Here is a 22,593-nt window from a genome sequence, read left to right as displayed (position 1 = left end):
CATGAGCAGGCTTCGATCCATCTCCTCCATAAGGAAATTAAGGGCCAGATCTTCTTATATTGCAAGCAATTCTCCTATTCTGGCAACAAACTTTTTAGATATGAAATATTCCTTAAATTTTGTGTAGGCATTTTCTACAATCTGATTGGCTTCTCTTGGATTATTCAAATAGTACCTGCATTTCTCTTCTAAATCCCTATAGTCCCACTCCACAGGAATGTAAGTTTCATAAGGAATAAAAATATTTGGTTCGACAATTACATGATCCACATTAGGTTGAATAAGCAAACATTTATTGAGGACGGCCTCATAGCTACGCATTGTAATCTCCCCCCATCCAAGTGGGCTAAATGCGATTTTACTGCGCCTTAGAAAGGCTTGATATTGCAGTCTAGATATTCGAGGTTCACCTATGTAGTCAGCATTGATTGATAAATTGTAGTCATGCTTCAAATTATTTAGCACATCAATAGCTGCTTGGCGGTATAAACCATACCACTCCGTCTCTATTCTATTTCCACATGAAACGTGACTAAAAACATCAATATCTTTTCTTCTCGCTCTAAGAAAACGGGGGGGAAAGGGGGTCAAAATCTGCTTTTTAAGCTTAGGGCATAAAGCATACCAGCCAGGCACTATATGATTTTCGTACCCATCTGGCACTTGGGAACCGACATGCCAGCCATTTAAGTTATAGCCCATTTCATTGACAAGTTTATCGGTACAAAAGTTGCCACCAATAAAGTCTTCTATGTAAAGGCTTTTATCTTTTAGGCAAATGTATTTTATAAGACGTGTGACATATGGCAAAACCGAAAAGAAACGACTGCTAGTTTGATCGAATGGGTCAATCAAAAAAATTTGACTATTTGGATACACATCTCTCATTTTCTTCATGATGCGCTCTAAGTCTTTTGGCTTTTCGCTCCACTGCGGCCTAACAAAGAAGGTATCTGCTTCGAATCTTTGATCAATGACATTTTCAATTTCCGAAATAGAAACGGCATGAAAGTGTTCAAAAGAGAGGCCTAATTCTTTTTTTAAAGAGGAACGAAATTGATAAAATGGATTAATTTGAGCGATCGAAATTGGGTCTGATTTTTTTGATTTTGGACCGATAATGATAGCTTTTTTCATGATATAGCTTTAAAAGCGTTTGGTTAGATTTTAGCTGACTCTCGCCCGAAGAATTTCCATTATTTTTCAAAACAATAATAATTCATCAAAGTTTTAACTTTCAACATATATTTGAATAACATTCTGGAGAGAGCTTTCCGCTTTAACTACAGGTCAGAGAATATTTCCTCCAAGCACTCAAACTAGTTTAGTCAACAAGCTAGCTTTGGTTTGAGCAAAAAGTTTACAGAACTAATTATCGTAGAAGCTTTAGGCTTTAGCCACCTTTTCAAAACTCAAATTGAGAGCACTGAGTCGTCAGCAAGCCATAACTCTTGTAGAACGTTTTTCAGTTTTATAGTTTAGGTAAACTATCCCAGCGATCTTAGGAGGTCAGAGCGACGACAGAGGCCAAGCACGATAGTTTAATTACTAAAACTGTTCGGGCTGCTAATTTGAGAAGAAATACTTGATGATTTCTTAATACCTTATTGATTTTCCGTATTCCTCCTTGCAAGATTTTTCAGAGAGCATTATATTCTTCCCTTATAACAGTTCTCTGTGTGTGAGCACAGGCAAAGTGAACAAGTGCCATGTACTTTAAGAGCAATATTAACTTACTTTCTTAAGTTAATATTGGAGCTGTGCTTAGGCCATCTAAAGCGATTCAATAGTTTCCTTTGAACTGCGACGAGAAAAGGTATCTAGGGATAGCACATAACCGTTATCAGATATAGCATATCTCGTTATTGTGTTGACGTATTTTGACACCTTTCTGGCCATCCCATTTCTCATGACTGGTGATATAGCTGGGCTATAAATTGGATTTCTTCAAATAAAGAATCTACATATCGTTCACTGGAATGGTGCTGAAAGAAATAAGAGCGGGCACGCTCAGCCATAGCCTTAGCCTCTTCAGGGTTAGACAATAGCTGATCAATAGCAGATTGTAAGCCCTGAGCGTCACCTGGTTCAAAGCCAAGGGCAAGTCCCTTAGCAACTATTTCTGAGGCTAGACCTTCATTATTGGTAATAATAATAGGCCGTTGGCAGGCCATTCCTTCCATTAGTACCGTTAGGCCAGCATAGTTATTTTTTAGCAAGCTGATCACCACAATATCGGCACTGCGATAGAGTTCTCGGAGTTCTGAAAACTCGAAATATCGAATTTCCATATTTTCCGGCATAGTTTCAGGCATGCGAACTTTAGTTTTATTAGAGGCATTGGGTGAAAAAGCACACACTTTAACCTCTATTGGCCTTTTTGCAACTGCTTCGGCCAAAGTGGCATAGTCACGCTGCTCTAATCCTGCACTTGCTAAGAGAGGAATATCTCCTCTCAGTGAAGCAGGCCCAGGCGTGAAGAATTTCTCATCGGCTTGCACAATAAATTGAAAAACTTTTTCGTCAGGAAGGTTGAATAATCTTTTTAAAGCGGCTTCTTTGTTGGGCTCATGAACGGTAAATAGATCGATAATCTTAGCCAGAGAAAAAAGCTTAATGAATGTTCTTGTCCTGGGGCGATCGGGAACCATGCAATAGGTAATCAATTTTGGCCGATCACGCTTAAATTTTAGTAAAAATGCCAGAGGCAAGCCTATATCTTCTCCTGTTGAATAAACTGTATCTTCGGAAGAAAAAGATGAAGCTAAGCTTTTTGCCATCGCCCAATGTTCGGGAGTGCTATGAAGCTTCGACAAAAGTTTGTCGACCAAGGTAATTGTATAATCACCGGGCTGATGAATCTTTGCCTGTAATCGCTCGGCTAGCTGGTAGAGTGTATGGCGAGGACCTCGATCCTCCTCTGCACGCCGAATAAACATATCAAAATCAAAAAATGTACCGGCAACAATGTGGTAGACCATAGCTAAGATTCATAGATGAAACAACTATTTGATCCTGACTGAAGCGAATAGACAATTAATCTAAGCTGCGCTCAGGCCATCTAAAGTGAGCAATAGTTGGCTTCAAACTGCACTGAGGACAGACATTCAAGGTCTTTTATAACCGCCGTTGTTTCTAAAAAATCACAATCCATTCGAAAATAACCGTGTGAGCAAGGGCACAAGTCGATTCACTTATTTTTCATCAAAAACAGAAAAAGCAATTCAGGTTTTTCATAAATTTTTCTCAAAAAGGCTTTGACATACCCTTTATTTCCAGATCAAATAGTTTTGACAAAAATAAGTACGATACAATCATAAGAAATGCAAGGATTTGCGACTACCCAATGCCAGCAATAATGTTGATAGTCAATTCAAAAGCTCTTTACCATATTTTTCTCGACAAAAAATAACATCAGAAAAGTCATTCAGCGCATCTTTTTCAATCCTATAAAACAATCTATTTTTTTGTTCGCATAAATAAAAAACTTAACATCAGCATCATTCAGTATAAAAACAAGGCATCTCAGCTAGTCAAGCTTTTTGTGCGTCAAGACAAAATGACAAATGTTCAGAATCAGCTTTCTAAAAAATATTTTGGGAGAAAGGAAGAAAACCTAAGGACAGAATTGGGTTTTTATCTTTTATATAGGAACAACAGGTTTGAGTGTGACTGGGTAGAAACAAATACTATCCACATTTGCTCAGAAGAACCAGGGATAACCAAACAGATTTAGTATTAGGCTATGGCTCGAGGAAGAGCAGAGGCAAAGTAAACTTCTTGCTCAGCCCGCAAACGATCGCACAGACGACCTACAGGTAGCTCAATATCATCGTAGGTCAGCGCCTTGTCTTTAGGAATGTCTCGCTTTAGTCGACACCCTTCTGCTAGCCCCATCGGCAAAAGCCGCTGAGCCTTTACAACATCAGCATTTTCGCATTGGCCGTAGGTCATATAGTAGCCAATGCCGTCAAGGGTTTCACCCGCTTTTAAGTCCATCTTAGCCAAGGTAATAACATCAACTACAGGCCCTGAGATTGGGGCCAGCACTACATCGTTAAACAGCACTACCCTAGCCACTGAAAGAGGTACCTCTAGGTGACAGAGATGGTAAGGCGTATAGAATGAATAGAGAGGCCCGTTTCCCTTTTTGTAGTAGCGCAAGTAGTGCTGCTGCTTAGGGTCTTCCATCAGACCAATAACATAAACACCAGGAGATGGCTGGGCACCGACTACATAATCCACAATGCCTCCCCATGCCTTGAGTTGATCGACATCATAGACCTCGGTCAATTCATCGATATGTCCCAGAAAGTTGCGGCCAATCATGCCCCGCTGGGAAACCTTCATGCCCGTGGCATTTGCAACAATGGCTTGTTCAAAGGAAATTTTGCTGCCATCAGCAAAGCTAGTCACCATGTGAGGTGCTTGACCCCATTGTTGGGCAAAGCTAGCTTGAGTAGTAGGGTTGCGATAGGGGTCTTGCAACCCTTTTATGTTGCCGCATACTAGAGGTTTAAGGCCGATACTTTGAACATAGCGAAATAAATTCATCTCGACACCGGGCTGGTCACCATCGCAGCCGGAGAGAATGACGCCTGCCTGATCGGCGTAAGTTTTAAGAATAGGCCCAATGGTGCCGTCTAGCTCAGCGTTCATGAGGACGACGTGCTTACCGTTAGCAATCGCCTCTAAAACTACACCAGTGGCAAATTCGATGGTCCCTGTCACTTCAATTAAAGCATCAATCCCTTCGGCTTGGCAAAGCAGCATTGCGTCGTCAGTTATAGTTGGCTTGCCCAGCTGAATCGCATCTTCTAGCGCCGATTGGGTAGTCACTTCCAAGGGATCTAAAATCCCAGCTTCAGCATAGGCTTTCTTTGCACTAGCCAGACTACGGCTTGACACCGCAACCAACTCCATACCAGGCAAGTAATTTATAATTTGGTTGGCGATACCCCAACCCATAAATCCAGCACCAATCATCCCAACCCTCACAGGATTGCCTAGTTCTTGGCGACTCTTCAAAGCAGTATCAATTATGAACATAAATATTTTTCCGCCTTAAATAAAGGTACTAAGAAGCAAATTAAAACATAAACTTGGCAGGTTACTTAAATTCCAACCCTAAGCATATGACGTTTACAGAAAAAAGTACTGGATTTAGATAGTTAAAAACAAGATGTCTTCAAGATTGCATTAATCATAAAGCACTAAATTAGGATTGACTAAAAACAAGCAAAGCCTAGATAGTATCTTTGCTGCTAGGCCAATATCCAATCGACGATCGCCGTCCACCAGGGTGTAGACTTACAGCACTGGCCCACTACAGAAAATCCCAGCTGTTGTCTTTGTCAGAGATGAGGCTCACCGGTAGAGGCCATTGAATATTTAAAACCGGGTCGTTATATCGCAATCCTCGCTCGCAGCCGGGGGTATAAAACTCACTGACTACATAGATTATCTCAGCCTCGGGAGTTAGGGTTTGGTAGCCATGACCAAACATCTCAGGCACGTATAGGGCTCGAAAGTTGTCAGCAGTCAACTCAACCCCGAAATGCTTGAGGTAGGTCGGCGAGTTAGGCCGCAAATCGACAATGACATCATAAATTGCGCCCCGAGTACAACGAATGAGTTTAGTTTCAGAGGCCGGTGGCACTTGATAGTGCATACCTCGCACAGTCCCCTTGGTGCCGTTGTAGCAGAGGTTGATTTGAGCAACTTCTGGTTTAATCCCAATTTCAGCAAATTCCTGAGCGCAAAAGGACCGGGCAAAAAAACCTCGATTGTCAGCTTTTTTGTCTACGTCAACGGTATAAGCCCCTGCAAGGGGGGTTTCATTAAAAATCATAGAAAATGTGCTTTGTTAGAGGGCTTAAACTGACGGTACGGGCATAGGAGCCTCTACTACTGGAGAATTCAGGGAAACCGACTCTAGGGAACAAGCTTGGTAGCGGCAAATTTGGGCTTCAGCAATCTCCCGAGCCGACTGGCCACCATAGTAGCCCTGGTAAAATTCCACCACCCATTCCAGGGTATCGGCTAGGGTTAGGCAGGGTTCCCACCCTAGCCTAGCCTTAGCTTTAGAGCAATCTAGCTTGAGGTAATTAGCTTCGTGGGGATGCAGTCCTCCATCAAGTTGCCAGGTGGCTCCACCACCCCAGAGAGCCGTCAGGCGCTCAGCAATCCATGAAACGGGCTTGGCATCTTCATCTTGAGGGCCAAAGTTCCAGCCTCCCACAAACTCAGGGCCACTGTGCCAGAGATTTTGAGCCAGTAGTAGGTACCCCCCTAGAGGCTCTAGTACATGCTGCCAAGGGCGAATAGCATGGGGGTTGCGAATTAGAACTGGCTTGCCCAAGTGGAAGGCTTTAATCATGTCAGGAATGAGCCGGTCTAAAGCCCAGTCACCACCACCGATAACGTTGCCAGCTCGAACCGAAGCTACAGCAACCCCATGATCACTATAGGTTTCTGGCGAGAAGAAAGACGACCGATAAGCGGCGGTCACCAATTCCGCACAGCCTTTGCTATTGGAATAAGGATCATGTCCGCCCATCGCCTCATTCTCACGATAGCCCCAAACCCATTCACGATTTTCGTAGCACTTATCACTGGTGATCATAACTACAGCACGTACGCTAGGGACATGGCGTACGGCTTCTAAAACGTGAACTGTGCCCATTACGTTGGTGGAATAGGTTTCCACTGGGTTTTGGTAGGAGTAACGCACGAGGGGTTGGGCGGCCAAATGCATCACAATGTCGGGCTGCGCCTCAGCCATGGCGCCCTGCAAACTGGCTAAGTCTCGGATGTCGCCAACCTGAGACACCATACCCTGAGCTACCTGAGCGGCCTCAAACAAACTAGGCTGGGTAGGCGCCTCTAGGGAAAAGCCAGCGACATGAGCTCCAAGCTGTTGTAGCCAAAGGGCTAGCCAACTACCTTTGAAGCCAGTGTGGCCTGTCAAAAATACACGCTTACCTTGCCAAAAAGTCAAGTCCATAGTAGTACGCAAGAAAAGGATATACGATCAAGATAAATATTGGGCATTTAGCCGCCATGCCTAAATTCATGGCGTGCGAGCGTAGGCCATGATGCTACCAAACCTTCCAAGGAGCCTGATTTGATGTCCAAAGCTCTTCCAATTTGTTCTTGTCGCGCAGGGTATCCATGGGTTGCCAGAAGCCAGCATGCTTAAAGGCAGAAAGCTGCCCCATCTGGGCCAGCTTACTTAACGGCTCTTCCTCCCATACCGTGTCATCGCCGTCGATGAAGTCAATAACTTGAGGTTCTAAAACAAAGTAGCCGCCATTGATCCAGGCACCATCGCCCTCAGGTTTTTCTTGAAATGATTCGATCTTAGTCTGTCCCTCGTGTAGAGCAATCGCCCCGAAACGCCCTGGAGGCTGAACTGCCGTCAAGGTAGCCATCCCACCCTGGTTTTGATGAAACTCGATTAACTTAGTGACATTGATGTCGCTGACGCCATCCCCATAAGTTAGACAGAAGGTTTCGGGACCAATATGCTCACGAACTCGCTTAAGTCTTCCAGCCGTCATCGTTGACGCGCCCGTGTCTACCAAAGTTACCTTCCACGGTTCAGCATTGCCCGTGTGCACATTCATCTGGTTGTAACGCAGATCAAAAGTTACATCAGACATGTGCAAAAAGTAGTTAGCAAAATACTCTTTTATGACATAGCCCTTATAGCCGCAGCAAACAATGAAGTCATTAATGCCGTGAGCTGAATAAATTTTCATGATGTGCCAGAGGATTGGATATCCTCCCACCTCAACCATGGGCTTAGGCTTAATACTAGTTTCTTCGCTCAGGCGAGTACCTAGACCACCAGCCAATATAACTGCCTTCATAAAATCTCAATCCATGCTAATACATCAATATTCAGCCAGTTCTTGAGCGCTTTTCTTGCTATTTATAGCTGATTAAAGACACTCAAACCTTTTTCTCGAAGTGTTTTAAGTTTGTCTTTAGCGTCGATCAGTTAACCAAAAAAATAAATCCTTACAGATAAAAAGTTGACTTTCGCAGCATTATATTGGTTATCCAGCCAGAAAGCAAGAGTGTCGTAGAGTCATGCTTTTTACGAAAACTTGAGGCAAAGATCTAGCTGTAATCAACCACAAAGCCTACTCAAGGAATGGGCATAAGCATATTTATGCAAGGATGAAAATTATCCACTGTGAATGCATAGAGAAAAGTCAGGAGTAAATCGTAGCAAAAAGTAGGATTATCTAGCTTGAGAATTTGGCGGCCAGATGGGCTTCAAGGGGTTTTTCAAACAAAAAATCCCTACACCAAAGTCAATGAATTTATTTAAATAGCTTGCCAATGTCAACACCCTATAAACTACACAAGTTAGGTATTACAAATTAAGGATTGGTTGTTGGTTTTAGCTTTAGGCATATAGGTGACTTTTCGTTTTCAAGCTTAGTCTAATTCACGGAGTGGAATTGTAATTCACGGGTGAAGTGGGCGGTGTGTCTTATGAAGACCCGATAAACATGGCCATCTCTTGGGAGAAAACTATTTCAGAGCTTAGAAGGTATGGGGATGGGGGTAGAAGTGATGGTGATTTAGAGGGTGTTTGAAAAGTCCTCTTGGGTAGCTTGAACTACCTAGACTACTGAGGAACTGCTACGAAGGAATAAGGGTTTCAAGGAACGGGGTTGATCCGTACAGGTAGCTTTTGATTCTCAAGCCGACCCTTTTAAAACATCCTCTTAGGTAGGGCTGCACCTAGTGGTCAGGGTCAGGAGATTTCGCAGGTGCTACCTACTACACTTAGTGGTGCAGAACTGCCGTAGAGTTCTCTGCACCACTAAGACACAGGGCTGGATTAGCCGCAGAAAGCGGAGAAGGTGCTCCTACACAACTGGGATAGCCAGGGATCGTTAGCCTTGGGAGGGAGCTATAGCCAGCCATCGCCAGAACGGTTAGAACGTCTCCTATCGGCATGAAACGATGACTATAGACTGTTGCGCTGCCTTAGTTTTTAACCGAGGCCAGAGTCGGTGTTCTAAGTGGAGTAGCAATCGCTATATGTCAACGCCCATGGCTCGGATTGTTTGAGCACTGGCTATCGCACTAATGGCACTATGGCTACCCAGGGTTTAACGCCTTGATTTTTCACAGTTTTAGGCATCTACTCACGACAAAAAACCGCCTCCGCCAGCATCGTCTGGCAGAGGCGGCTTGATTTAACTGAGTGGACGCTTAGCTAGCGGCGGCACCGCTGCGGCTGTAGGTGGCCCAAAAGCTAGGATGCACTTTGCCCTGGATGTGATTCCAGTACTTGGCAGCATCTTCAGGAAGACCAGCTTCGGTTGCTAGCCGGGTGAGCATCGACTGCTGCCGCTGCTTCACCGAACGATGACGGCCCATCATGCTCATGCGAGCACGATCTTCGGTGCTCAGGGGAGTAATAGTGGTTGCAGGAGCCACCGGAGCGGGGGCTGCGATCGCTACTATAGGAGCCGGGGCAACCACAGGAGCTGCTTCAGGAGTGCCAGTTTGGTACGCCACACCGCGATAGACCAAGTCTAAAGTGGGCTGTTGCACCGGCGCTTTTTTGCCAGTGCGGAATCGAATATCTACACCGCGGAATTTGCCAACATCATCGGTTACGTTGGATTCCACAACGGGGGGGGTGTAGTCGTAACTTACGCCGCGATAGGTGAGTTTCATGGGGTCGCCTCCAAAAGATCAAGGGTTTGATCAGAACATTGGGGCGCGTTCCTTCGGGGGCTATTAACCCCTACTTCCGTCTCGCTCTAGTCGACGTGAGAAAAGCGAGATGAACGAATTTCTGATTACTTCTGTATCATAAGCTACGGTTTTGAGGCATGTCAAGGAAATTGCTATTCTGTATACGCTTCTACATAATCTTGTATCCCTTGTGATTTAAGGGGTTGAGCGGTTGAGCAGAAAGTCGGAAAAGATCTGCCACCTTTGCCCGTCATGGCGCAACAGGGTGAGGGCTGAGACCACAAACTCGGCACTGAAGGGGCGCTGCTTGAACTCAGGCCAAGCCTGGCGAAAGGCCGCAGGTGTGAGATCGCGAAAGGCCACCGTAACGTGAGGACAAAAGGGTCTGGGTTGAGTGCTGGCGTTGCCAAGGCCGCAGTGTTTGTGCAGGTGGGTGATTAGAGCGGGCTGAATGGCCATCAATTCGGGAGTCTGGACCACGTCGATATAAATTACCCGAGGTGCAAAGGCGCTGAAACGTTCTAAAGCAATGGGAATAGGGGGCTGATGGCAGACCCAGGAATGCAGCGATCGCTCTAGTTCTGCCGTCCTGTCTAACGGCCATTGAAAGGGAGGTTGAAGGGTGATGTGGGGCGGTGATCTAAGGGCGGCTTTGCTACCAAACCGCTGCCCGATGTCGTGCTGAATCGCGGTAATGGTTTCCTGCAAATTTTTAGGTGGCAGCAGGGCCACAAAGAATCGCCCTACGGCAGCACTAGCATCGACCATCGGTTGTTCGGGCATTGTTTAGCTCTCTCCTTGCATTGGATTGGCTCACCTGTGCTCTCAGGTCAGGGCAGCGCCCCTGACCCATTTACCGACTTCCCGAGGGCCAGCGATCGCGGCCGCGATCGCGCTCATAAAAGGTGAGGCGGGCATAGCCCAAAAAGGTCGGTTGAGTCATCTCCCCCACCGGATAGGCTCTAGCTCCAAACAAGTAAACGCCGCCAAACCGAGGATTTCGCACTGGCCGCAGGGCTAGGGTAATGGGTACGCCCGGTGCTGCGGGTGGGTCAAAGGGGATGATCAGATTGCGGTTGTCGCGATCGTCGGTGAGCTGGCCCAGGGACAAGGGCATCCGCCCCTCGGGGGTTTCGGCAAAGGCTTGGGTGGCCTCTAGCCGATAGCGAAAGGTGGGGTCGTAGCCTTGTTCTAGAGTGATTTCGACTCGATCGAGGGGTTCGACGGCGGCGGTTGGAAAATCAAAGGTGAGGTAGTAGGTTGCGTTACTGTCGCTAACGGAGTTGCGGGTGGCATAGCTTTCAGTCAGACGCAGCGGGTAGGAAAAACCCACGGTGCCGTCAGCATATTGAATAGCCGGCGCTGACGATCGCCAGCCCCAGGCAAACCCAAAGGCCAACAGGGTGGCCCCAGCGATTGCAGCGCCCTGGCAAACAGGTTGCCAACCTCGAACACGGGCCATAGCTAGACCATTCCCTCCTGTGCCTCGCAACGTTCTTCCCAAGCTCCGAGCCCTCTAGCCCCAAGCCCTCTAACCGTCAAACAAGTTGAGCTGTAGCTCTGGTTTGACCCGCATCACCACCAGGGTCATGTCGTCGTCGTTGCTGCGATCGCCTCCAATGAAGCGATCGAGCAGGTCAAAGGTATAGTCTAAAATGGCCTCGGCAGACGTGCAGTTGCGACAGGCCCACTGGAGGGCGCGCTCCAGATTTTCTTCCTCAAAGCGCTCACCCCGAGGGTTGGCGGCTTCGGTAAAGCCATCGGTATAAAATACTACGGTGTCCCCAGGGTGAAGCTCTACCTCTGCCTCACAATATTGGGTATTCATGTCGAGCCCTAACAGCATGCCGGGAGTATCGAGCCGAGTAATGGTGTTAGTGGCCGCCTGCCACAGTAGAGGTGGGTTGTGAGCCGCATTTCCGTAGGCTAAACGCCGCGTTTTGGGGTTGTATTCAGCGTAAAACAGCGTCACGAAGCGATTAGAGCTTTCGAGGTCGCTATGCATGACGAAGTTGAGGTCTTGCAGAATGCGGGCTGGCGAGTGGCCGTTGAGCACCTCTGTACGCAACATGCCCCGCATCATGGTCATGATTAACCCCGCCGGTACCCCCTTGCCCATGACATCACCAATGGCAAAGCTCCAAGGAGCCGATGCCGTCTGCTGGGAGTCGGTGTGGCGGAGCTGCTCAAAGGTGGTGGGAATAAAGTCATAGTAGTCGCCCCCCACCCGGTGGGCGGTCTGACACTTGGCCGCTAAATCCATCCCCTGAATCGCCGGGCACTCGCGGGGCAATAGCTGTAACTGAATCTCGGCCCCAATCTCAAGCTCGCGATCGAGCCGTTCTTTTTTGCGGAGGGCTGCTGTTAGCTCATTGTTTTCGATCGCAACTGAAGTCTGATCGGCCACCAGCCGCACCAGCTTTTGTCGGGTCTCTGTCCAGGCGTAGTCGGGGTCGCGGCTAAAGACATAGAGCCGTCCTCGCTCTACGTTTTGCACAATGATGGCGGTGCCGAACAGTTGAAACTCATCGCCTAGGTAGCGATTCACCTGGCGATCGAGGGCTAGCATGGCATTGCGCGCCATCGACATCATGCTGCTTTCTGGAGCAGTCTGAAAACTAGCCGTCACCTGGCGAGTTGCCGCCTCTAGGGCCGATCGCACATCCTGGCACTGATCTTCGCTTTGGCAGTGCAGCCGCTCTAGACGTACCTGGCCATCAGCTCGAAACAGCACCAAGGCCCCGCCGCTGGCATCGGTCACCCGGCTGGCGATCATCGGAATCAGCTCGAGGAATTGATTGAGGTTATTGAGGCTGCGCAGAGCAAACCCCAACGAACTCAGTAAATCTTGAATTTTGTACTGCTCACGCTGGAGCCGAGCCACCAGTTCCTTCAGGGCAAACACTGGTGGGGTGTCGGGAAGAGCGCTACTGCTAACGCCCTCAAAAGATGGTGGCGACCCGGATGGCATAGGAAAAGCTGTCATGGACGACCTGGGCAAAATGCTCTGATGAAACTCAGTCAACGGAACGACCAACTAAATATAGGGGCTAAATAAAAATCTGGCGCACGTCTTTAAGCCTGAGTCTTAAAAATCCCTATCTTTGGCGGTATACAGAGACTTTTGCGAAGGCACTCTCGGCGGCAGCAACTGAGGATAGCCCATAGTAGCGTACAAATTGAAGGCTCAGGATAGCATTCCTGGAAGGAGTTGAGGATATCAAAAGGAGGACATTGAAGGGACTAGTAGGGCAGAGACGATGGGTAGATACGATCCGCCGTGGTTCCCCATTTAAATTGATATAGCCTGAATGCGGATTTTAAGTCAGGCGGGGGGAGTTGTGCCACCAGGCTTGGCAGGTTGCTAGGGCGTCTGCCGAGCTTTGACATATCGCTGGGTAATCCAGCTTGGGACGCGCCAAAATATAGAGAGGAATTTTGAGCTGCTCAGCGACGGCTCGTTTGGTGGTTTCACCGCCTGGAGCACCGGAAGCTTTGGTGATCACTCGGGTGATCTGCCACTGCTGCCAGAGAGCCTGCTCTAGCGCCATCGAGATCGGGGGGCGCAGCGCAATCAGCCGGTCTGGTGTAAACCCTGCCCCCAAAGCTGCTGTCAGAGCTGCCGGAGATGGCAGAATGCGGGCAAATAGAGTGGCCTGGGCCTGCCAGGGGGCGAAGTGGTGCAGCCAACGATAGCCCAGGGTGAGTAAAACCCGCTCGCCAGCCAGCAGATCAGGGGTGAGTACGGCATTGAGGTCGGCAGCCTCATGAATTAGCCCGTGGGTGGCAGGTTGTTCTATAGATGGCCGTTCGTAGCGCCAGTAGGGGAGCTGTAGTGCTTGGATAGCCGCGATCGCCCCTTGCGAAATCTCCACCGCAAACGGATGGGATACATCTAACACCGCCCCGATCCTCTGGTTTTGGATAAACTCCTCCAGGGCAGTTACCGCTAAGCCCCCGACCAGCACTCTCAGATAGGGATTTTCTCGATAGGCTTGCCGGGCGGCGGCTGTCGTCACCGTCACCAGACAAGGAATTTCTGCAGCTGCCAGCGCCGTGGCCAACTCTACGGCCTCCCCGGTACCGCCAATCACCCACAGCACCCGTTCTGCCTTGGTCACCATGCTCTCTCCTAATGATTTAGGCCAATGCTGCCAACAAAAATACCGAAGTAGTTTGCACCCTCGGGAGGGCGCAAACTGCGCCCCTACATCGGGGTATCTTCATTTTCCAGAGATCTGCTTAGTGCTCTCCCGCCATCCCTTTCCCACCCATCCATTCCCACACTCTGCTACCCTTTCCCTCATGATCTGCCTCTCCTGGCTATGAACCAACTGCTGCTGATTCCGATTGTTGCCTTTGCCAAACTGCTCACCCTGGCTCTGCGGGTATCGGGGCGTGGTTCAGGCACAGCCCTGCCCGGCTACTTAATTGGTCGCTACTTTCCCTTTGTGCTAGAAGCACTGGTCAGCCAAATTCCGGTGGTGGTGGCAATTACCGGCACCAACGGTAAAACCACCAGCCAAACCATGCTCAGCGCTGTTCTCGATCAAATGCCAGGGGCAAGGGTGCTGCGCAACAAAGCTGGGGCCAATCTCAGCCAGGGTATTTTGTCAGAACTGCTCAAGCAGAGCAATGGTTTTGGCCGCCTAGACTTTACCCACGCCGTTCTCGAAGTTGAAGAGGCTACTCTGCCCCGAATTGCGACCCTACTCAAACCCAATATTATTGCCGTTACTAACCTCTACCGCGACCAGCTTGATGCCTACGGCGAAATCGATCGCACCGAAAAGCTGATTCGCGACGGAATTGCCCAGTGCCCCACCGCTGCTGTGGTGGTCAATGGCGATGACCCCCGCACTGCCCGCCTCACCCAGGGCTTGGGAAATGCGACCTATTACATGTCCCTGGCGCCAGAGTACGCCCGGTTTTTGCCCTATGAGGGTAAGCTCAATCGCCGTCTTCCCGATAGCCAGGGTCTAGAGGCCACCAACATTCGCATTAACGAAGACCTGACCACCGATTTTTCGGTGCAGGGTCGGATGAATGACCAAGGGGTGCATTTGCCCCAGGCTAAAACCGTGTCGCCGGGGTTCTTTCACGTCTACAACGGGCTGATGGCGATCGCGATCGCTAACCTGCTCGGCATTGACGGAGCGACTGCGATCGCAGGCCTGCAAACCTTCAGACCTGCCTTTGGTCGGGGCGAAATTCTCACCCGTGCTCAGGGCGAAAAACAGGTCAACTACCGGCTACTACTGGTCAAAAACCCCGCCAGCTTTAGCCTCAGCCTAGAGCTGCTGCGCAATATTCCAGCCTTGAAGCTGATGCTGGCCATCAACGACAACACCGCCGACAGCAAAGATGTCTCTTGGCTGTGGGATAGCGAGGTAGAACGGCTCACCCAAGCCGATATTGACTGGATTCTCTGCACTGGCATCCGCGCCAAGGATATGGTCGTGCGGCTGAAGTACGCCCTAGATACACCTCCCAGCCCCAGCCCAACCGTAGAATCAATCCGCCAGGCGATTGATTTATCGTTTGAAAAAGCCAACCCTGGCGACACGGTATTTGTGCTGCCTACCTACACCGCCATGCTCGAATTCCGCAAGCTCATGGGCAAAACCCTCGATATTGTCTAGGGTTCACTCTACAGAAGCCGTAGACAATGGTGGGCATTGCCTCGATATTGTCTAGGGTTCACCCTGCAGAAGCCGTAGACAATGGTGGGCATTGCCCACCCTACAGGACTACCCTAGGTGCATTGTTTCGGGAATGCACCCTACCTACCTACCTCTTACCCATCCACCCATCCACCCATCTACCCCATGCCCTACGCCCTCACCATCACTCACCTCTACCCCGACTACCTCAATCTCTACGGCGACACCGGCAATCTGATTGTGCTGCGCCGCCGCTGCCAGTGGATGGGCATTGACTGCACGGTAAAATCGCTGTCTATGGGTGAAACCGCCCAGGCAGGCCAGACCGACCTCTACTTTATGGGGGGTGGCCAAGACACGGACCAGGTGGCCGTCGTCGAAGACTTTCACCAGCTCAAATACGACGCCATTCGTGCCGATACTGAGGCAGGGGTGCCTTTTTTGGGGGTGTGCGGCGGCTACCAGTTGATGGGCCATACCTTTCTGATGGGCAATGGTGAAGAGACGCGCGGTTTGGGCATTATCAACGTCAGCACCCGCGCACCGGGCACCGAGGTCAAACAGCGGTGCATCGGCAACCTGATTGGGGAAATTGCTGCCGCCACCTACGCCGATATGCAGACCCTCTACGCCTCTCCCCGCGCCATTCCTCGCACCCTGGTGGGGTTTGAGAACCATTCGGGCCAAACCTATTTGGGCGACGGCGTCGAGCCCTTGGCCCAAACCATCGCTGGGTTTGGCAACAACGCTACCGCCGAGCACGAGGGGGCGCGCTATAAAAATGTGTTTGGCAGCTACATGCACGGGTCGCTGCTGCCTAAGAACCCCCACTTTGCCGACTATTTAATTGGCCTGGCCCTGCGCCGTCGGTATGCCGATGCCACCCTCACTCTGCCCGCCCTGGCCGATACGGAAGAATTTGCTGCCCACGACTATGCTGTGCAGCGCTATGGCTAACCCTGAGCTATGAAGGCGACCCCAACGGTACTGGTGGGCCGAAGGCCGCCCAAAAGCCCCTGGCTAGCGGTCAATTTGTCGGCGGCGCTGCCCGGCGTGGGGCAGATGTATGATGGCGCGATCGCCCGTGGTCTGGTACTTTTCGCCTTGCACCTGGGTCTGATTGGTTTTGTTCTCTGGTCAATTTTTGCTCCGGGGGGCAACACTCTGCGCGGACTGCTTAGCCTGGTGCCGCTGCTGGGTCTATACCTATTCAACCTGTGGGATAGCCACCACGCGGCTAAGCGGGGCATTACCCTCGATCAGTTCAGCCCCCTGCGCTACCAATCTAAAGATCCCTGGTATCCGGTGTTTCTCTCCCAGGTGTTGCCAGGGCTGGGACATCTGTTTTTGCAGAAGGCTGCGATCGGGGCTACCTTGCTCATTTTGGGGATCTTGACGGCCTATCTAGCCAATTTCAACCCAGCGCTGCTACCGCTGACCACAGTGATTTGGGCCGTAGGTTGCGGGCTAGTCTACCGGGCGGCTCCGGTGCGCCAACGGCAGTGGGGCTGGCTGGGCTTACTGCTAGTCGCCATTGTGGTGACACGCTTGGCGATTAGCTCTATCCCCTTCGTGGTGCCACAGATGGTAGTGCAGTGCATTGTGCCTAGCGAATCGATGCTGCCCACACTGGAAGTCCGCGATCGCATCTTTGTGCGCCCTCAGCCCGCCGACTACACCCCGGCGATTGGCGATATTGTCGTCTTCTCTAACCCCGAGCGCACTCCCCCCAGCCAAGCCGGAGAGCTCTATAACCTGATGGTTAAGCGCGTCGTCGCCCTGCCGGGCCAGCAGGTCGACATTCGGCTGGGGCAGGTGTGGATTGACGGCAGCCCCCTGGTCGAACCCTTCCTGGCTGAGCCCATTCGCTATGAGTGGGGGCCTGCAATGGTACCTGAGGGGCATTTGTTTGTGCTGGGCGACAACCGCAACCAGAGCCGCGACTCCCACGTATGGGGGTTTTTGCCTCGGCCCCATCTAGTAGGCAATGCCTACAAAATCTATTGGCCACCCCAACGGGTGCAGCCCCTAACCTAATACCCAGACCCCATCGCCAACCCCCAGTGCCGCAAAGGTGAATCTGTAGGGGTATTGGTGCAGCAGCCAAGCCGAAGGCATTGTGGTCTTTGCTCCACCAACTTCTGGGGTAATCAAGCGGTTTCTATCCGCAAAGGGCATCAGTATCTTAAAAAAAGCATCCCACTTCTTAAAACTGGGATAAGCTAATTGGCGATGTTAGCTGCTCCCACATCACGCGATCGCAACCATGACTTGGCGACCCCACACCGTGCTTCGACTGGCTTCTCCCCTCCAGTTTAGACCCAGTTCAATCAGAGCGTTTACCCAGGTTTTAGCTAGCCGTTCTAAACCATTGCTTCGTCCCATCGCTCTGCTAGGGCTGGCTATAGCTGCCGCATTGACTATCTCTCTGCCCCGGTCGGTGCCCCCGGCTGCAGCCCAAGACCTCACCGCTGCCCTGTGGACTAGAGCGTCCTTCCCCGTCGAAAATTTTCAGACCTATACCTCCCCCTTTGGCTATCGCAGCGACCCCTATAGCGGTAATTCTCGGTTTCACTACGGTCTAGATTTGGCAGCCCCCAACGGCAGCTACATTCGCAACTGGTGGGCTGGGGAAGTGCTTTGGGTTGAAGGGGCCGGGGCCTGTGGCACCTCTGTGGCAATTAAATCGGGCGAATGGACTCATATTTATTGCCACATGCATGGCCATGTTGAAGGCAGTGGCCCAAACAAAACTATGGTCGATCGCACGGGTGGCATTCAGCTCCGGGCCGGTCAGGTCGTGCCAGCGGGTGCCCGGATTGGCCGCGTCGGCATGACGGGCCGCACCACTGGCCCCCACCTGCACTGGGGCCTTAAGTATCAAGACAACTGGGTGGATCCGGCCCTAGTGTTACGGGCCATGTACGTTGGTCAGCAGGCCGCGCTGTAGGGTTGCGGTGAGTCACCTTGGTCGCCCCCTGGGGCGATGGATAGTCTGGTTAGGTAGTATTCTGCTGATCGGGGGGATAGCGTTGGCCCACCCGGCGGCAGCCTGGGCGACTGAGAGCCACCCGCCTCTCACGGTCGAGATTCTGCGACAGCAGTTAGCCAACCTGGTGCAGCGGGAGGGAAGGCCGACGGTCGATCTGCGCAATTACACCATTGATCTGCGCGCCGATAGCCCTCTCACCGACGGGTTTTACCGACTGCTCAGTAGCGGGCTGCAAAAACCCGCCACGGCCCCCACCCTAGACCTCAGCTATGCCATTGTGCAGGGCGATTTAGATCTGCAGCGCCTGGGCCAGCGAGAACCCCTCTACGGCGACAATCTTTCGCCGCTGCTAAGTGAGGCGGGGCAGGTTCAGCTCAGGCGCGATCGCCAGCGGTTACTTCAGCTCAATCGGCTGTCCCAGTCGCTGCTGATTCAGGGCCAGAGTGGTAGCCAGCAAATTTATTTATTTAAAGCGCCGCTGGTGGCGGTGCAGACTCGCTTTAGTGGCCAGGTGCTGGGGGGCGATACCTTTTTCTTAGGGCGAGTGCTGGCTTCAGGGGCTGTGTTTGAGCAGGGGCTATCGGTGGCGGGGGCGCGGTTTAATCGGGCGGTGAGTTTTTCTGCCGCTGATTTTCGCCAGGCGGTGCAGGCTAAGGGCAGCCTGTTTTTTGAGGCCACTCGGTTCGATCAAAGCCAGTTTCGCCGTGGAGCTAACTTTCAGGGGGCCGAGTTTAAGGCCGACGCCAACTTCAGCCGAGCGGTGCTGGCTGGCGACCTCAACTTTAGCCGGGTGCAGTGGCGGGGCGTGGCCGACTTTGCACGCACCCTGTGGCAGGGCAGTGCTTTTTTTGTCCGTAGCTACTTTGCCAAGGCCCTATTTTTTACTGAAGCCCGCTTTGACGCGCCGCTGGTGCTCCGCCAGACTCGCTTTGGCGAACCGGTGAATTTGCGCAACGCTATGGTCGGTAGCGAAGTCGATCTGGGGGATGCTCTGTTTCCGCCTTCGGTCTATTTAAATGTGGCGGGTCTGGAGTTTAGCCTGGAGCAAACTCAGATTTTGGGCACCCCTGGCAAACTTGGCCGAGTGTTTTCGGTGCCTCAGCTAGCGGGCAACGAAACCCTGCTGCGCAACCTGGAGCGCAACTTTCGCAATTTAGAGCAGATCAGCGATGCCAACTATATTGCCTACACCGCCGAACGACTGCGGCTAAAGGCTTGGCAGCAGCGGCTGCTCGGCACCAACATCAACACGGCTTCGGTAATGGCGCTGGTGCGGGTAGGTTTTAGTGAAGTCCAGGCCCAGGCCGTGGTTGACCAGCGGCAAAACCAAACATTTATTGGCACCGAGGGCGTGCTGAGTGTGCCTGAGGTTGACCTAGCGGCGTATTTGAAAGTGCGCGATCGCATTTTTGCCCGCGACTCTTTCCCCATTACCCAGCGCTTTACCCTGGCCCTGCGCTGGCTGTGGCTGGGCGGCTTAGTGGTGCTGAGTCGCTACGGCACCAGCTTTGGGCTTACCTTTGGCCTGGGGCTGATAGCTATTCCCATCTTTGCCCTGATGTTTTGGTTTGTCGATCGCTACCGACGACGGCGCGGGCCTACCCCAATTTTGCCGCCGCTCACAGAAGGGCTGTGGCTAGTGAGCGGGTGTAGCCTGCTGCTGGGGTTAGGGTTCAATAGCCTGCTGCGGGCCGCCGACTACCCGTGGCTCACGCTCAGCTTTTTGTTTGTGCTGCTGGTGCCCATACCGGCGCTGCTGATTGGGCTAGTCGTTAAGCAGGGGCGCTACCACGATTTGATGGAGGAGAGCTATTTTGTAGAAGACGGCAGCCTGCGTCAGCTTAGGCTATTGATTGCTCGCCTGCCCGTGATTCCCAAGTTTCCGTTTTTTCGCGATCGCTATACAGCCCTACTGCTCGATCGCCGCTGGAACTGGCTCAACTACCTCGACTTTAGCCTCAACAACTGGCTAAAGTTTGGCTTTAATGACATTCGATTACGAGACCAGCATGTGCCAGGGCTGATTACAGCTCTCGTGTGGTATCAATGGGGCCTGGGTCTGCTCTACACAGCGCTGCTCCTGTGGACGCTCTCGCGTACTATTCCAGGTTTAAATCTGTTGATTTATTTCTAGCGTCGCTGTTGGCTATCCTTTGCCCGTTTTCTACCCCCCGTGATTCAACCCTCTCCCTCAGACCTCAACCATCAGGCTAAATCCGATCTGCGCCGTCGTCTGATCAGCGCCCGCCAGAGCATTCCGACCCAGTTGTGGCGACAAAAGAGCGATCGCATCTGCGCTCACCTGCTCAACTGGAATTACTTTCGTCAATGCCGAGTGATCTTGGCTTACACCAGCTTTCGCCAAGAACCCGACCTCAGCCCCCTGACTGCCCATCATCCCCACTGGGGGCTGCCCCGCTGCCTCGACAAACACCGGCTCGAGTGGCATTACTGGTCGGCCACCAGCCGCTGGCCCCTACGCAAAGGCGCCTACGGCATTATCGAACCCCACCCCAGATCGCCCCAGATCGATCTCTCCTTGGTCGACTTGATCTTAGTGCCTGCCGTGGCCTGCGATGTGCGCGGCTACCGCCTGGGCTACGGCGGCGGCTACTACGATCGCCTGCTCAGCCAGCCCCCTTGGCTCAGCATTCCCACTGTAGGCATTGTGTTTGAGTACGCTCGCCTGCCCAGCCTACCCAGAGACGTGTGGGATAAGCCCCTGGCGGGGGTCTGCTCCGAGAGCGGCCTATTTTTGGGGGGAAAGTAGGTCTAAGGCGACTTCTGGGAAATAATTTCCTCAATGGTGAGCATTGCCCACCCTACGGCGAGCTATAGTCACCCGGATTAAAGCTGGTATGTTCTCGCTTAAACATCTCTTAAGGAGCCGTAGAATCGCTAGAAAGCCTGCCTAGCGTTCTTATCCGTCAAATCTGCGCTATTCTTTGGTCACAACCTTCCCAAGGGCTTAGAGCATGAAACGGCGCGGCATAGTCTATGGTTTTTTGGTGGCCCTAGGAGCAATAGTGCTCTTGGCCTTGCCTCTGGGGCGGCAAACGCTAGCCCAGCAGAGCACAGGGGGTAGCCCGCCCCTCGGCAGCCCGCTGCAAGAGTATGAGGTCGTCACCATGCCCAACGCCACGGCCTACTCGGTCTACACCACTAACACCACCGTGCCCCACCAGGTGTGGTACCGCATTTCTGGCGGCGACGCCCTCTTTCGTCAGCGCCTGCGGGTATATCAAGAAAATGCTGGCCCTCGCCCCATCAACCAGCTACCCCCCGAGACTGAACTGCGCCAAGAACTCACCACTAACTCCCCCACCCGCTGGTTTGTTCTGCCTCGGGAAGCTGACGTATTCACCTACTACTTTGACGGCGACAACCGCCTCACCGCCAACAGCCCCTGGCGTGATGCCTTTGGGGTTAGGGTAAAACGCACCCGCTTTGCCAACGGGAATCTCTACGCCATTGGCTTTGAAGATCAAGAAACCTTGGATGACTATAACGATCTAGAGATTCAAGTTGCGATCATCCAGCCCGCCTAGGCCAAGGAGAACGTCAGTAAAACCTTCCTCAGGGGAGAACAACGCGCAAAGGCCCCGGCCCCCTGCGCCAAAGCGGAAGAACTAAGCGATGATAAAACCAACGTATGGGGGAGTAAAGCGATGAATCGCTTTGTAATCGGCGGTATTTTGGCGGCTATGGTGATGATGGTGACGGGCAACTTCAATCGAATTTTTGGCGATCGCACCCAATCGCCTGAGCAGGCCAACGGGCAGCGCAACGCTACCGGTGACGTCAGTGACCTGGGCAGTGTGCCTGTTGAGCAGGCCGGGCAGCTAGTCCGCCGCCAGAGCGAGGTAGGCACCAACGGCAGCGTTGGTCAAACCTCTGACTTTGTGGATCAAGGGCCTGAGGGCATGCCCCCCGGTGGACGGGCCGATATTTCTCCCGGTACCCAGGGTACTCAGGGCACCCAAGGCACCCAGGGCACCCAGGGCACCCAGGGCAACGTCATTCCGCGTACGGGCGCAGCCACTACGTTTCCCGCCAACACAGGCGATCTTGCCCCCATTCAGCCCGGTCTGGTGCAGCCTGGCGTTGATCAGCGTCCAGTCACAGACCCTGACTTAGACTCTATTCCGGCTCTGTGGTAATCCGGCTCTAGGGTAGTCCGGCTCTAGGGTAGGGCTCAGCCCCTGGGGC

General features: G+C 51.8%; 19 protein-coding genes and 1 riboswitch. Of the genes, 8 read left to right on the top strand and 11 right to left on the bottom strand.

Annotation, left to right across the window (positions count from 1 at the left end):
- Positions 1 to 54 precede the first annotated feature (54 nt).
- From RRF56_RS23410 to RRF56_RS23360, 11 genes are all read right to left on the bottom strand, one after another.
- Complete coding sequence (locus RRF56_RS23410) at positions 55 to 1,137, bottom strand: glycosyltransferase (RefSeq protein WP_317035562.1); 1,083 nt, start codon at positions 1,135 to 1,137, stop codon at positions 55 to 57.
- Between the two features lie 770 nt (positions 1,138 to 1,907).
- Entirely contained in the window at positions 1,908 to 2,981 is a 1,074-nt protein-coding gene (locus tag RRF56_RS23405; RefSeq protein ID WP_317035561.1) for a glycosyltransferase family 4 protein, read from the bottom strand.
- A 757-nt stretch (positions 2,982 to 3,738) separates the two neighbouring features.
- The gene (locus tag RRF56_RS23400; RefSeq protein WP_317035560.1) at positions 3,739 to 5,049 is read right to left on the bottom strand and encodes an NAD(P)-dependent oxidoreductase; all 1,311 of its coding nucleotides are present in this window, start codon (positions 5,047 to 5,049) and stop codon (positions 3,739 to 3,741) included.
- Between the two features lie 277 nt (positions 5,050 to 5,326).
- On the bottom strand, positions 5,327 to 5,851 hold the full coding sequence (rfbC, locus tag RRF56_RS23395; protein ID WP_317035559.1) for a dTDP-4-dehydrorhamnose 3,5-epimerase: 525 nt from the start codon (positions 5,849 to 5,851) through the stop codon (positions 5,327 to 5,329).
- A 24-nt stretch (positions 5,852 to 5,875) separates the two neighbouring features.
- Positions 5,876 to 7,006, bottom strand: a complete 1,131-nt coding sequence (rfbG, locus tag RRF56_RS23390; RefSeq protein WP_317035558.1) for a CDP-glucose 4,6-dehydratase — start codon at positions 7,004 to 7,006, stop codon at positions 5,876 to 5,878.
- A gap of 94 nt (positions 7,007 to 7,100) precedes the next feature.
- Positions 7,101 to 7,874 (bottom strand): glucose-1-phosphate cytidylyltransferase, encoded by a 774-nt coding sequence (rfbF, locus tag RRF56_RS23385; protein WP_317035557.1) that lies wholly within the window; start codon positions 7,872 to 7,874, stop codon positions 7,101 to 7,103.
- Between the two features lie 1,363 nt (positions 7,875 to 9,237).
- Positions 9,238 to 9,708 (bottom strand): DUF4278 domain-containing protein, encoded by a 471-nt coding sequence (locus tag RRF56_RS23380; protein ID WP_317035556.1) that lies wholly within the window; start codon positions 9,706 to 9,708, stop codon positions 9,238 to 9,240.
- A gap of 42 nt (positions 9,709 to 9,750) precedes the next feature.
- Positions 9,751 to 9,826, bottom strand: a riboswitch (Glutamine riboswitch).
- Between the two features lie 98 nt (positions 9,827 to 9,924).
- Positions 9,925 to 10,512 (bottom strand): 2'-5' RNA ligase family protein, encoded by a 588-nt coding sequence (locus tag RRF56_RS23375; protein WP_317035555.1) that lies wholly within the window; start codon positions 10,510 to 10,512, stop codon positions 9,925 to 9,927.
- Positions 10,513 to 10,582: 70 nt separating this feature from the next.
- Entirely contained in the window at positions 10,583 to 11,191 is a 609-nt protein-coding gene (locus RRF56_RS23370; protein ID WP_317035554.1) for a DUF2808 domain-containing protein, read from the bottom strand.
- 69 nt (positions 11,192 to 11,260) lie between these two features.
- Positions 11,261 to 12,715 carry a PP2C family protein-serine/threonine phosphatase gene (locus tag RRF56_RS23365; RefSeq protein ID WP_317035553.1) on the bottom strand — a complete coding sequence of 485 codons (1,455 nt, stop codon included), beginning with the start codon at positions 12,713 to 12,715 and terminating at the stop codon, positions 11,261 to 11,263.
- A gap of 334 nt (positions 12,716 to 13,049) precedes the next feature.
- Positions 13,050 to 13,853: a cobalt-precorrin-6A reductase gene (locus RRF56_RS23360; protein ID WP_317035552.1), complete on the bottom strand. Its 804-nt coding sequence runs from the start codon at positions 13,851 to 13,853 to the stop codon at positions 13,050 to 13,052.
- A gap of 201 nt (positions 13,854 to 14,054) precedes the next feature.
- Here RRF56_RS23360 and RRF56_RS23355 point away from each other — a divergent pair, with 201 nt between their 5' ends.
- The 8 genes from RRF56_RS23355 (at position 14,055) to RRF56_RS23320 (ending at position 22,544) form a co-directional block, all read left to right on the top strand.
- Positions 14,055 to 15,371, top strand: coding sequence for a MurT ligase domain-containing protein (locus RRF56_RS23355; protein WP_317035551.1), 1,317 nt, complete (start codon positions 14,055 to 14,057; stop codon positions 15,369 to 15,371).
- Positions 15,372 to 15,557: 186 nt separating this feature from the next.
- Positions 15,558 to 16,349 (top strand): hypothetical protein, encoded by a 792-nt coding sequence (locus tag RRF56_RS23350; protein ID WP_317035550.1) that lies wholly within the window; start codon positions 15,558 to 15,560, stop codon positions 16,347 to 16,349.
- A gap of 9 nt (positions 16,350 to 16,358) precedes the next feature.
- Entirely contained in the window at positions 16,359 to 17,429 is a 1,071-nt protein-coding gene (gene lepB / locus RRF56_RS23345) for a signal peptidase I (protein ID WP_317035549.1), read from the top strand.
- Positions 17,430 to 17,658: 229 nt separating this feature from the next.
- Positions 17,659 to 18,342 (top strand): M23 family metallopeptidase, encoded by a 684-nt coding sequence (locus RRF56_RS23340; RefSeq protein ID WP_317035548.1) that lies wholly within the window; start codon positions 17,659 to 17,661, stop codon positions 18,340 to 18,342.
- A 7-nt stretch (positions 18,343 to 18,349) separates the two neighbouring features.
- A complete protein-coding gene (locus RRF56_RS23335) occupies positions 18,350 to 20,518 on the top strand; it encodes a pentapeptide repeat-containing protein (RefSeq protein ID WP_317035547.1) in 2,169 nt (722 codons plus the stop codon).
- Between the two features lie 39 nt (positions 20,519 to 20,557).
- Positions 20,558 to 21,154 carry a 5-formyltetrahydrofolate cyclo-ligase gene (locus RRF56_RS23330; RefSeq protein ID WP_317035546.1) on the top strand — a complete coding sequence of 199 codons (597 nt, stop codon included), beginning with the start codon at positions 20,558 to 20,560 and terminating at the stop codon, positions 21,152 to 21,154.
- A 205-nt stretch (positions 21,155 to 21,359) separates the two neighbouring features.
- On the top strand, positions 21,360 to 21,932 hold the full coding sequence (locus RRF56_RS23325) for a hypothetical protein (RefSeq protein WP_317035545.1): 573 nt from the start codon (positions 21,360 to 21,362) through the stop codon (positions 21,930 to 21,932).
- A gap of 120 nt (positions 21,933 to 22,052) precedes the next feature.
- The gene (locus RRF56_RS23320) at positions 22,053 to 22,544 is read left to right on the top strand and encodes a hypothetical protein (RefSeq protein WP_317035544.1); all 492 of its coding nucleotides are present in this window, start codon (positions 22,053 to 22,055) and stop codon (positions 22,542 to 22,544) included.
- Positions 22,545 to 22,593 lie beyond the last annotated feature (49 nt).

The organism is Nodosilinea sp. E11 (genome assembly GCF_032813545.1).
Taxonomy (GTDB): Bacteria; Cyanobacteriota; Cyanobacteriia; order Phormidesmidales; family Phormidesmidaceae; genus Nodosilinea.
The sequence above is the reverse complement of the archived record's forward strand: the minus strand, read 5'-3'. Positions and strand labels throughout refer to the sequence as shown.